Consider the following 11,552-nt stretch of genomic DNA (forward strand, 5'->3'; position numbering starts at 1 on the left):
GCAGATGCATATGCCCCACCGGCCGCCTGCCAGGGCGCGCCGGCCGTGGCTCGGCGGCCGGCAGGCAGGCGGCGCCGGCGGCCCGCCGCACGTCCGGGTGGCGCCGGCGCGGCACACATTTGCAGACAATTCTTTACGCTCTCAAATATTTGCTTACAAGACACACAAACCCCGGCGGCAATGGCCTGCTAAGTTGCAGGCTTCGGCGGCCACCGGCTGCCAATATGTAGGAGCCGCCGCATGCGACAAGTCCGCCCAGCCCTCCCTCCGCTACGGCCAGCCGGCCGCACCCGCGCAACCCTTCCGGCCGCCGCCCGCGCGCAGCAGCCGGCCCCCCACGGTACCGATGGCAACCATGGCCGGCGCGCGCGCTGATGAAGTGGTCGACCATCGCCCTCGTGCTGGCGGCCTGGCTCGGCAGTTGCATGGCGATCGGCTGGCTGGTCATGGGCTGCTCGGCGCTGCTGTCGCACTGATGGCCGCCGCGTCCCGCCCGCGCGCCAGCCGCGAGGCGCCACGCTCCGCCGCGCGCCCCGCCCCGCGCCTCCTGCCGGAGATCCCGCCCGACGCGCAGTCCGAGGCCCGTGCCGAAGCGCGGCCGGAGGTCCTGCCGGATGCGCGCATGCTGTCGGAGATCGGCTGGCTGCAGCGCTGCAACCATTGCGGCGAGTACTGGCCGGCCGATGGCGAGTTCTTCCCGCGCGACGCGCGCCGCGCCCACGGCATCGAGCTGACCTGCAAGGCCTGCCGCAAGGAACGCCGGCGCGGGCCCGGCCATGCCGACGAGGAAGCGGCCGAGGCCAGGGCGGCCTGAGCGGCCTGAGCGGCCTGGCGGCACCCGCCCGCGCTACGGCGCGGGCGGCACCAGTTCGAGCCGCTCGCGGCTTTCCTTCTCCACCGCCCTGCGCGAGTAGACCAGCGGGAAGGTCTCGCCACGCACCCACAGCGACGCCAGGTCGCGATAGTGCGGGCTGGCCGGATTGCCCGACTGGCCGGGCGCATTGACCGCCCGCGCGGCATCCCAGTTGCCCACGTCCAGCACCATGCGGAAGGACGCGCCGGCGCTGAGCTGGTAGTCGCCGGCGCGGTAGCTGGCGTTCATCGGCGTGAACGACGAGCCGCCGATGGGGCCGGCGTTGACATCGAACTTCTGCCGCGCCGCGGCGTCCAGCACCGTGTCGAGCGGATGGCGGAAGACGGCGGCATGCAGCTTGCCCCACTGCCAGCCGGCCGGGTCGGCGCCGAGCTTGCGCTCCATCTCGCCCATGGCCTGCTTCAGCGCGCCCAGCATGGCGTCGTTGCGACGTTCCAGCGGCATCCACGGCTCCGGCCGTTCCAGCACCGCCAGCACGCGCGCGGCGTCGCCGCTGCCGACCAGCCGCGCCACCTCGGCCGGCAGCGCCGCGCGCACCACGGCCGGACGCAGGTACTTGCCGAACCAGACCTCGAACAGCGCCGCCGGCGCGCTGTCGGCGCGCTCATTGCCATCCCAGCCGCGCAGCAGGTCCAGGCCCCGGCGCAGCTGCGGATCGGTGCTCTGCAGGTCCTTGAGCAGTGCCACCAGGCGCTGTGCCGGCAGTGACACGGTATCGTTCTGCCAGGCGATCGAGTCCTCCAGCGTGGCGTGCGGGCTGGCCGCCACCAGGCTCTTCAGGCGGCGCGCGCGCGCCGTGTCGCTCCACTCGTAGCCCACGCCCAGGCGGGCCGCCGGATGGTTGGGCGGGATGGTGTTCTCGTTGGCGGTGACGACGTAGCCCGCGGCCGGATTGAAGGCCCATGGCAACTGGTCCATGTCGCGGTAGCCGGCCCACTCATAGCGGCCGTCGCCGGGCACCGGCATCAGCCCGTCCCAGTTCGGCCGCACCGGGGTCAGGCCGGCGGGCAGCCAGCCGATATTGCCGGCGCGGTCGGCATAGACCTGGTTCTCGCCGGGCGCCCCCCAGCGGTTCATGGCGGCGCGGAACTGGTCCCAGTTCTGCGCCCGCATATAGTCCATCGAGCCGAAGTAAGGCGCCATGCCGAGGTCGAGCCAGGCCGCGCGCAGCGCCCAGGCGCGCCCGCCCTTGGCATCGGCGAAGAGCACGGGGCCGTGGCGCGTGAAGTCGATGGCGACCTTGCGCGGCACCGCCTCGCCGCGCACCGCGATCTCCTCGGTGACGCTCTCCATCGGCTCCCAGCGGCCCTTGTAGCGGTACTCGTGCGGGTTGGCCGGATTGGTCTCGTAGCCGTAGACGTCTTCCTGGTCGATGTAGAAACGCGTCAGGCCGAAGGCGATGTGCTCGTTGTGGCCGATCGAGATGCCGGGCAGGAAGGGCTCGCCGGCGCCGATCACCGACAGGCCCGGCGCATTCAGGTGGCTGATGTAGCGCAGGCTGGGCGCGCCATGGGCGCGGTGCGGGTCATTGGCCAGGATCGGGCGTCCGGTGGCGGTGCGGCTGCCGGCGATGACCCAGTTGTTCGAGCCCAGGCTGCGGCCCATGTCGCTCGCCATGTCGACGGTGGCGTAGAGCGCCGCGGGCGGCAGCGCGGCGGCGGCGTTGCTCCACCATTCCTTGGGGAAGCGCGGCGGCGCGGTGGCCAGGTCGTAGGCGCGGCGCAGCTCCGCCACCGGCACCGCGCAGGGATCGAGCCCCTCCGGCACCCTGGGCTCGACCTGCGGGTCGAGCTCGCGGCGCAGCCAGTCGGCGCGCGCGGCCCCGGCGCGCGCATGGCAGTAGAGCTGGGCGCGGTCCAGCTCGCCGGTGAAGTTGGTGGTGAGGCCGTGGTGGCGGATGCGCACGATGTCCTCGGCGCGCCAGCGCGCGGGCTTGTAGCCGAGCACGCGGAACTCCGGCGGCAGCAGCTCGGGGCGGGCCTCGGCCAGCGCCACGTAGGCATTGATGCCGGCGACGAAGGCCTCGGCCACGCGCTTGGCGTCGGAGCCGTAGGCCAGCCATTCGCGGTAGAGGTCGCCGCGGAACAGCACCGCGCGCGCCATGCGGTCGCCTTCCACGTAGGCGGGGCCGAAATCCTTGGCCATCTGGCCCAGGCCGCGCTTGCGCCACAGATCGATCTGCCACAGGCGGTCGCGCGCGGCGACGAAGCCCTGCACGGTGAAGGCGTCGTACAGGGTGTTGGCGTAGATGTGCGGCACGCCCCAGCGGTCGACCAGCACGCTGGCCGGCTTCTCCAGCCCCGGCACCGCGAAGCGCTCGCCGCCGGTGGCTGCCGTGCCGGCATGCGTGGCGGCGGACGGCACCGCCCGCGCCGGCGCGGCGCCCAGCGCGAAGCCGGTGGCGAGCGCCAGCATGGCGGCGCGCAGCAGGCGGAGGGCGCGCGGGCGGCGCCGGGGATGACGGTTCATGGCGGAGCGGACGGAAAAAGGGAGGATCGGCAGGGGCGCGGCAGCCTGCAAGCATAGCGGAAGCCGGCCGGTTCCGGCGCCGCCTGCCGGCGCGCCGCGGCCGGCCTGCCGGTTTCATCCGGCGAAACTTTGATGCATCGCAGAATGACGGCACCAGCGAAGGCGCCTATAACAACGTCGTTGCACAGTGGATTTTCCACACCATCGCGGTGAGAAGCCGGCGCCGAGCCGAATCCAGCCGTTTCATCCAGCAAAACCCAACCGAAACCGAGCGCCGGAGCCCCGCTTGCCCTCTCCCCCCAGTTCCTCCCTGCAGAAGGCCTGCCGGCTGTTGCGCGCCCTGTCCGACGCCCGCAACACGCGCCTGACCGACCTGGCCGGCGCCGCCGGCGTCGACAAGGCCTCCGCGCTGCGCCTGCTGGAGACGCTGGCGGCCGAGGGCCTGGTCCAGCGCGACCCCGACACCAAGGCCTTCAGCCCCGGCACGGAGTGGCTGGCGCTGCGCGCCGCCGCCCTGCACCGCATCGACCCGCGCGCCCTGGCCCGCCCGGCGCTGATCCGGCTGGCCCAGCAGTTCGAGGACACCGCGCTGCTGTCGGTGCCGAGCGGCTGGGAATCGATCTGCATCGAGCTGCGCCTGGGCAGCTTCCCCATCCGCGCCAACTACCTGGACATCGGCAGCCGCCGCCCGCTCGGCGTCGGCGCCGGCAGCCTGGCCCTGCTCGCCGCCCTGCCCGACGCCGAGGTCGAGGCGGCGCTGCAGTGCCTGGCGCCCTCGCTCAAGCGCTACCCGCGCATCAGCACGGCGCTGCTGCGGCGCGAGGTGGAGGCCACGCGCGAGCGCGGCTACGCCGTGCTGCTCGACGTGGTGGTGGAGCGCATGGGCGGCATCGCCGTGGCGCTGCCCGATCCCGACGGCTATCCGCTCGCCGCCCTCAGCATCGCCGCGCTCAACGAGCGCATCAGCGAACGCGAGACGGCGCTGGCACGCGCGCTGCGGCGCGAGGCCGACGCCGTGTGCACCGCCTGGGCCGGCGGCGTGCCGCGGCCGCGCCGGCGTGCCGTGCCGGCGGCGCGCGCCGCGGCCCCCGGCGAGGCCCTGCCCGCCACCCCTGCCGTGCCCGGCATGCCCCGCATGTCCCGCACCTGAGGCACGGCGCGATACGCAGCTCTTCCACCCATATCGACCATGGAGACTACACGCATGCGCTGGAAACAACGTCCGCCCGGATCCAACTGGGGCGACTTCGGAGCCGACGACCAGCTCGGCCGCGTCAACCTGATCGGCCCGGAGCAGGTACGCAAGGGGGCGCAGGAAGTGCAGGCCGGGCTGAGCTTCTGCCTGTCGCTGCCGCTGGACTATCCGGGCGGCAACAAGCTCAATCCGCGCCGCCACCCGCCCGTGCTGCGCCCCACCTTCCGCGATGGCGCGCCCTATGTCAACTTCCCGCTGGCCAAGGTCGACCCCGCCGCCACCGACGTGATCAGCGACGACCAGGTGCTGCTGTCGCTGCAGTACTCCACGCAGTGGGACTCGCTGGCCCACGTGGGCGCGCTGTTCGACGCCGACGGCGACGGCCGCGCGGAGCGCGTCTACTACAACGGCTACCGCGCCAACGAACATATCGTCGGCCCGGTCGACTACGCCGAGGATGACCACTTCGCCGCGCACGGCTGCGGCCACGAACACAGCGAAGCGCGCGCGCTCGGCATCGAGAACTTCGCCGTCAAGGGCATGCAGGGCCGCGGCGTGCTGGTGGACCTGGCGCACCACTACGGGCGCGAGTTCCGCACCGTCGGCTACGACGACCTGATGCGCGTGATGGAAGCCGACCGCGTCGAGGTCGAGCGCGGCGACATGCTGCTGCTGCGCACCGGCTTCGCCGAGGTGGTGCTGTCGATGCAGCGCGAACCCGACGAGACGGTGCTGCACCATAGCTGCAGCGCCCTCGACGGCCGCGATGACAAGCTGCTGCAATGGCTCACCGATTCCGGCGTCGCCGCGCTGATCGCCGACAACTACGCGGTGGAACGCTACCCCGCGCGCCCCGCGCCGGACGACGGCGGCCACCATCCGCTGCTGCCGCTGCACCACCACTGCCTGTTCAAGCTGGGCCTGCCGCTGGGCGAGCTGTGGTACCTGCACGACCTGGCGCAATGGCTGCGCGCGCACGGCCGCTCGCGCTTCCTGCTGACGGCGCCGCCGCTGCGGCTGCCCGGCGCGGTGGGATCGCCGACGACGCCCGTGGCGACGGTATGAGCCCGGCAATATCGGCAGGCCGCTGCTAGTGGAAGCCAGCGGCATGTTGAGGGATATCGCCACCGCGAGTGCCTACCCTCACCCCCAGCCCCTCTCCCACGCAGTGGGAGAGGGGAGCAGACCGCTTGCACTGGCGCAAGCCTTCGCATCACCGACTGCTGTCTCCCCTCTCCCGCTTGCGGGAGAGGGGCCGGGGGTGAGGGCCAGCGCCCGCAGCCGCGACGACACACGACACACGAACCCAAGAAGCGAAAACGCCACACCCAGCCTGAGCAAGGAGGAGATCTCATGCCAACCCGTCCCGCCCAACCCAGCCGCCTGCGCGCCACGCTGACCGCGCTGGCCCTGGCCCTCAGCGCCGCGCTGCCGCTGCACGCAGCCGCGCAGGCCCCCGCCGCCCCCCGCATCTCCGACGACATCGTCAAGATCGGCCTGATCCTCGACATGAGCGGCCTGTACGCCGACGTCACCGGCCGCGGCAGCGCCACCGCCGCGCAGATGGCCATCGACGACTTCGGCGGCAAGGTGCTGGGCAAGAAGATCGAGCTGGTGGTGGCCGACCACCAGAACAAGGCCGACATCGCCGCCAGCAAGGCGCGCGAATGGTTCGATACCGGCCGCGTCGACGCCATCCTCGACGTGGCCGCTTCGGCGCCCGCGCTGGCGGTGCTGGAAGTGGCCAAGCAGAAGAACCGCATCGTGGTGTTCTCCGGCCCCGGCACCGAGCGCATCACCAACGACCTGTGCACGCCGGTCTCGGTGCACTATGCCTACGACACCTACGCGCTGGCCAACTCCACCGCGCGCGCGGTGGTGCAGCGCGGCGGCAAGACCTGGTTCTTCCTGACCGCCGACTATGCCTTCGGCCACACGCTGCAGGAGTCCGCCACCGCGGTGATCAACGAGGCCGGCGGCAAGGTGCTGGGCGCGGCGCGCCACCCCATCGGCGCCAGCGACTTCGCCTCCTACCTGCTGCAGGCCCAGGCCAGCAAGGCGCAGGTGGTGGGCCTGGCCAATGCCGGCGGCGACGCCGTCAACGCCATCAAGGCCGCCAACGAGTTCGGCCTGACCCGCGACGGCAAGCAGCGCATGGCCGGCCTGCTGCTCTACATCAACGACATCCACGCCATCGGCCTGAAGACCGCGCAGGGCCTGCTGCTGACCGAGGGCTTCTACTGGGACATGAACGATGCCACGCGCAAATGGTCGCGCCGCTACTTCGAGAAAGTGAAGCAGATGCCGAACATGAGCCAGGCCGGCGTCTACTCTTCGGTGATGCATTACCTGCAGGCGGTGCAGGCCGCCGGCAGCGATGACACCGCGCCGGTGATGAAGCAGATGAAGGCCGCGCCCATCCACGACTTCTTCGCGCAGAACGGCCGCATCCGCGAAGACGGCCGCATGATCCACGACATGTACCTGTTCGAGGTCAAGGCACCGTCCGAGTCCAGGTATCCGTGGGACTACTACAAGGTGCTGGCCACCATCCCCGGCGACCAGGCCTTCATGCCGCCGGCCAAGTCGAAGTGCCCGCTGCTGAAGCAGGGCGGCTGAGGGACGCGCGCACCATGACTGCCATCAGCGCCATGACTGGAATGCGCACCGTCAACGCCGCCTACCTGCGCGGCTGCGGCAACACCCGCTTCGGCCGCCTCGAAGGCAGCAGCCCGCTGACGCTGATGGCCGCGGCCGCCGACGCGGCCCTGGCCGATGCCGGCCTGGCCCGGCGCGACATCGACGGCGTGCTGTGCGGCTACGCCACCACGCTGCCGCACCTGATGCTGGCCGACCGCTTCTGCGAGTACGCCGCGCTGACGCCGGCCTACGCCCACGGCATGGCCGCCGGCGGTGCCACCGGCGGCGCCATGGCCATGCTGGCGCGCGAGCTGGTGCGCGCCGGCCGCTGCCGCAACGTGCTGGTGGTGGCCGGCGAGAACCGCCTCACCGGCCAGAGCCGCGACCAGTCGATCCAGACCCTGGCCCAGGTCGGCGAGCCGGAGATGGAGGTGCCCAACGGCGCCTCGGTGCCGGCCTACTACGCGCTGCTGGCCTCGCGCTACCTGGCCGAGACCGGCATGGCGGCCGACGACCTGTCAGGCTTCGCGGTGCTGATGCGCGAGCACGCCGCCGGCCATCCCGACGCCCACCTGCGCGAGCCGCTGACGCTGGCCGAGGCACGCGCGGCACGCGCCATCGCCACGCCGCTGCGCCTGTCGGACTGCTGCCCGATCTCCGACGGCGCGGTGGCCGTGGTGGTATCCGCCGAGCCCGGCGCGGGCCGCCCGGTACGCCTGGCCGGCGCCGGCCAGGCACATCGCCACCAGCACCTGTGCGCCATCGGCAGTGTGCTCGACACCGGCGCGGCCGAGGCCGCCGGGCGCGCGCTGGCCGAGGCCGGCTGCAGCGTGGCGCAGCTCGACTGCCTGGCCATCTACGACTCCTTCACCATTACGCTGGCGCTGCTGCTGGAGGAGATCGGCCTGGCCCCGCGCGGCGGCGCCGCGGCGCGGCTGCAGGCAGGCGACTTCGGCCGCGACGGCGCGCTGCCGCTCAACACCCACGGCGGGCTGCTCGCCTTCGGCCATTCCGGCGTGGCCGGCGGCCTGATGCACCTGGCCGAGGCCGGGCGCCAGCTCGCCGGCCGCGCCGGCGCGCGCCAGCTGGCGCGGCGCGAGCGCGCCCTCTTCCATGCCGACGGCGGCGTGCTGTCGGCCCACGTCAGCCTGGTGCTGGAGGCCGCATGAGACCGTCCCGCACCGTACCGCCCGCGCAGTCCTCACGGATGGCGCAGATCACGCAGACCGGACAGACCCGACGGCCCCGGCAGGCCGGGCGAGGCTTCCCTTGCCGGGCGGCAGCGCCCGTCACCGAGGTATCGGCATGACCCAAGCCATCGAACCGGCCGCCGGCCACCCCTACACGGCCGGCCTCGCCGCCGGCGAACTGCGCTACCAGGCCTGCGACGACTGCGGCGCCTGGCAGCCGCTGCAACGCCACGCCTGCCGCGCCTGCGGCAGCACGCGGCTGGGCTGGCGCCGCGCCGGCGGCGGCGCCACCGTCTACGCCGTGACCGAGGTCGCGCGCGCCCCCACCGAAGCCTTCCGCGCACTCGCCCCCTACACGCTGGTGCTGGCCACGCTGGACGAAGGTCCACGCGTGATGGGCCACGCCGAGCCGGGCGTAGAGATCGGCGCGCGCGTGCGCGCCGGCTTCCTGCGCCACGGCGAACAGACCCTGCTGCGCTTCCAGCGCGAATAGGGCGCACCGCGCCCGGGCATGCCCGGGATGCGCGGCGGCCAGGCCGCATCCGCGCCGGCAGCGCCGGCACGCACCACCCCATGGAGAGATCCGATGACACCGAAGCTCCGGCGTCGGCGGGCCGCGCTCGCCCCGCTGGCTGGCACGCTCGCCCCATCGCTGGCCTGGCTGGCCTGGCTGGCCGCCCCCGCGGCACAGGCCCAGCCCCAGACCGCATCCCCGCCCCAGTCCTGGCCCAACCGCCCCGAGCGCCAGGTGGTGCCCTATCCGCCCGGCGGCCCGACCGACATCGTGGCGCGGGTGGTCGGCATGAAGCTGCCGGAGCAGCTGGGGCAGCCGCTGGTGGTGGAGAACCGCCCGGGCGCCGGCGGCAACCTCGGCGCGATCGAGGTGGCGCGCGCCGCCCCGCCTTTTCCGCCCCCTTCCCCGAACCCGCTGCGGGCCCGCCCGTCCGGCCAACCCGCGAACTCCAAGGCCACACCATGCAAGCCAAGCTGCAAGCCCTGCTGACCCCGCGCTCGATCGCCGTGGTCGGCGCCTCCGACCACATCCACAAGATCGGCGGCCGTCCCATCCACTACATGCGCGAGCACGGCTATGCCGGCACGCTGTACCCCGTCAATCCGCAGCGCGACACCATCCAGGGCCTGCCGGCCTACCCTTCGCTCGACGCGCTGCCCGAGGCGCCCGAACTGGCCATCATCGTGGTCGGCGGCGGGGCCGCGGTGCAGGCGGTGCGCGACTGCGCGCGCCTGGGTGTGCAGGCCGCCATCGTGATCGCCTCCGGCTTCGGCGAGGCCGGCGCGGAAGGGCGCCGCCAGCAGCGCGAGATGGTCGAGGCCGCGCGCGCCAGCGGCCTGCGCCTGGTGGGCCCGAACAGCCAGGGCCTGGCCAACTTCGGCAGCGGCGCCATCGCCAGCTTCTCCACCATGTTCATCGAGGTGCCGCCGCAGGACGGGCCGGTGGCGGTGATCAGCCAGAGCGGCGGCATGGCCGCCATGGTCTACGGCCTGCTGCGCGCGCAGGGCATCGGCGTGCGCCACATGCACGCCACCGGCAACGAGGCCGACGTCACCGTCAGCGAGATGGCACTGGCGGTGGCGCACGACCCGGACGTACGGCTGATCCTGCTCTACCTCGAAAGCCTGGTCGATCCCGCCGTGCTGGCCGAGGCGGCGGCCGTGGCGCGCCAGCGCGGCGTGCCGCTGGTGGCGGTCAAGTCGGGCCGCTCCGACGCCGGCCAGCGCGCCGCGGCCTCGCACACCGGCGCCATCGCCAACGAAGACCGCGCGGTCTCGGCCTTCCTGGAACGCCACGGCATCTGGCGCGTCGACGATGCGCATGCGCTGGCGCGCTGCGCCCCGCTCTACCTGCGCGGCTGGCAGGCGCGGGGCACGGGCCTGGTGGTGGTGAGCAACTCCGGCGCGAGTTGCGTGATGGCCGCCGACGCGGCGCAGCCGCTGGGCCTGGCGATGGCGCCGCTGGGCGCGGCCACCCAGGCCGCGCTGGCCGAGCGCCTGCCGGGCTTCGCCGCCACCGCCAACCCGGTCGACGTAACCGCCGCCCTGCTGACCAACAGCGGCCTGTTCGGCGAGGTGCTGCCGCTGGCGGCGGCCGATCCGGCCACCGACCTGCTGCTGCTCGACATCCCGGTCGCCGGCATGGGCTACGACGTGCCGCGCTTCGCCCGCGACGCCGCCGCCTTTGCCACCGAGGCGGGCAAGCCGATCGCCGTCGCCGCCTGGCAGGCGCCGGTGGCCGAGGCCTTCCGCGCGCAGCAGGTGCCCGTCTACGCCAGCGGGCGCGAAGCGCTGGCGGCGCTGGCGCAGCTCGTCCACCACCAGCGGCGGCTGCGCGAGCTGGAGGCCGCGCCGCCGCTGCCGGCGGCGATCGCCACGGCCGCCACACCCGCCACCGGCAGCGCAGGCGGCCACACCCTGAGCGAGGCGGCCAGCCTGGCCCGCCTGGCCGCCGGCGGACTGCCGGTGGTGGCGCACCGCCTCTGCCGCAGCGAGGACGAGGCCGTGGCCGCATGGCGCGAGCTGGGCGGCCCGGTGGCGGTCAAGGCCTGCTCCCCCGACGTGCCGCACAAGAGCGAACACGGCCTGGTCGCGCTGCGCCTCGACGACGCGCAAGCGGTCGCGCAAGCCTGGCGCGCGCAAAGCGCCGCGCTGGCGCGCCTGGGCGCGCGCGCCGAAGGCGTGCTGGTGGCACGCATGGCGGCCGGGGCCCACGAGTGCATGGTGGGCGCGCACTGGGATCCGGTCTTCGGCCCCGTGCTGGTGGTCGGCGCCGGCGGCAAGTATGTCGAAGCGCTGCACGATACCGCCGTCCTGCTCGCCCCTTGCCGCGAAGCCGACGTGGCACGCGCCCTCGCCGGCCTGCGCATCGCGCCGCTGCTGGCCGGCGTGCGTGGCGAGGCCGCCGCCGATGTGGCAGCGCTGTGCCGCGTCGCGGCGGGTGTCGGCGAAATGATGGCGCGCGGCGGCGGCGCCATCCGCGCGATCGACGTCAATCCGGTGATGGTGGGGGCGGAGGGCGTGGTGATCGTCGATGCGTTGATTGAAATGGCGGCGTAGCGGCGTGCGGGGTCGGGGGGTTGGCGAAGGCGATCGTGCTGGCGGGCGCCTGCCCTCTCCCCCGGCCCCTCTCCCGCAGGCGGGAGAGGGGCGCGAACCGGCGCGATGCGCG

Annotated in this window: 9 protein-coding genes; 8 read left to right on the forward strand and 1 reads right to left on the reverse strand. The window is 73.5% G+C overall.

The annotated features are described in order from the left end of the window. The first annotated feature begins 475 nt into the window (after positions 1-475). Entirely contained in the window at positions 476-814 is a 339-nt protein-coding gene (locus BKK80_RS33405) for a hypothetical protein (RefSeq protein ID WP_071017983.1), read from the forward strand. A gap of 33 nt (positions 815-847) precedes the next feature. Here the strand turns inward: BKK80_RS33405 and BKK80_RS33410 are convergent, their stop codons facing one another. Continuing rightward, positions 848-3,343 (reverse strand): penicillin acylase family protein, encoded by a 2,496-nt coding sequence (locus BKK80_RS33410; protein ID WP_071072955.1) that lies wholly within the window; start codon positions 3,341-3,343, stop codon positions 848-850. Between the two features lie 286 nt (positions 3,344-3,629). Here BKK80_RS33410 and BKK80_RS33415 point away from each other — a divergent pair, with 286 nt between their 5' ends. The 7 genes from BKK80_RS33415 (at position 3,630) to BKK80_RS33445 (ending at position 11,440) form a co-directional block, all read left to right on the forward strand. Continuing rightward, positions 3,630-4,493 carry an IclR family transcriptional regulator gene (locus BKK80_RS33415; protein ID WP_071072956.1) on the forward strand — a complete coding sequence of 288 codons (864 nt, stop codon included), beginning with the start codon at positions 3,630-3,632 and terminating at the stop codon, positions 4,491-4,493. Between the two features lie 54 nt (positions 4,494-4,547). Further along, a complete protein-coding gene (locus BKK80_RS33420; RefSeq protein WP_071017979.1) occupies positions 4,548-5,603 on the forward strand; it encodes a cyclase family protein in 1,056 nt (351 codons plus the stop codon). 288 nt (positions 5,604-5,891) lie between these two features. Further along, positions 5,892-7,157 carry an ABC transporter substrate-binding protein gene (locus BKK80_RS33425; RefSeq protein WP_071072958.1) on the forward strand — a complete coding sequence of 422 codons (1,266 nt, stop codon included), beginning with the start codon at positions 5,892-5,894 and terminating at the stop codon, positions 7,155-7,157. A gap of 14 nt (positions 7,158-7,171) precedes the next feature. Continuing rightward, positions 7,172-8,347, forward strand: a complete 1,176-nt coding sequence (locus BKK80_RS33430; protein WP_418235908.1) for a thiolase family protein — start codon at positions 7,172-7,174, stop codon at positions 8,345-8,347. Between the two features lie 136 nt (positions 8,348-8,483). Next, complete coding sequence (locus tag BKK80_RS33435) at positions 8,484-8,861, forward strand: Zn-ribbon domain-containing OB-fold protein (protein ID WP_071017974.1); 378 nt, start codon at positions 8,484-8,486, stop codon at positions 8,859-8,861. Positions 8,862-8,954: 93 nt separating this feature from the next. After that, positions 8,955-9,371 (forward strand): tripartite tricarboxylate transporter substrate-binding protein, encoded by a 417-nt coding sequence (locus BKK80_RS33440; protein ID WP_071072962.1) that lies wholly within the window; start codon positions 8,955-8,957, stop codon positions 9,369-9,371. Beyond that, positions 9,344-11,440: an acetate--CoA ligase family protein gene (locus BKK80_RS33445; protein WP_071072964.1), complete on the forward strand. Its 2,097-nt coding sequence runs from the start codon at positions 9,344-9,346 to the stop codon at positions 11,438-11,440. Before BKK80_RS33440 ends, BKK80_RS33445 begins: the two co-directional genes overlap by 28 nt. Positions 11,441-11,552: the final 112 nt, after the last annotated feature.

Origin of the sequence: Cupriavidus malaysiensis, assembly GCF_001854325.1 — a bacterium.
Classification (GTDB): domain Bacteria; phylum Pseudomonadota; class Gammaproteobacteria; order Burkholderiales; family Burkholderiaceae; genus Cupriavidus; species Cupriavidus malaysiensis.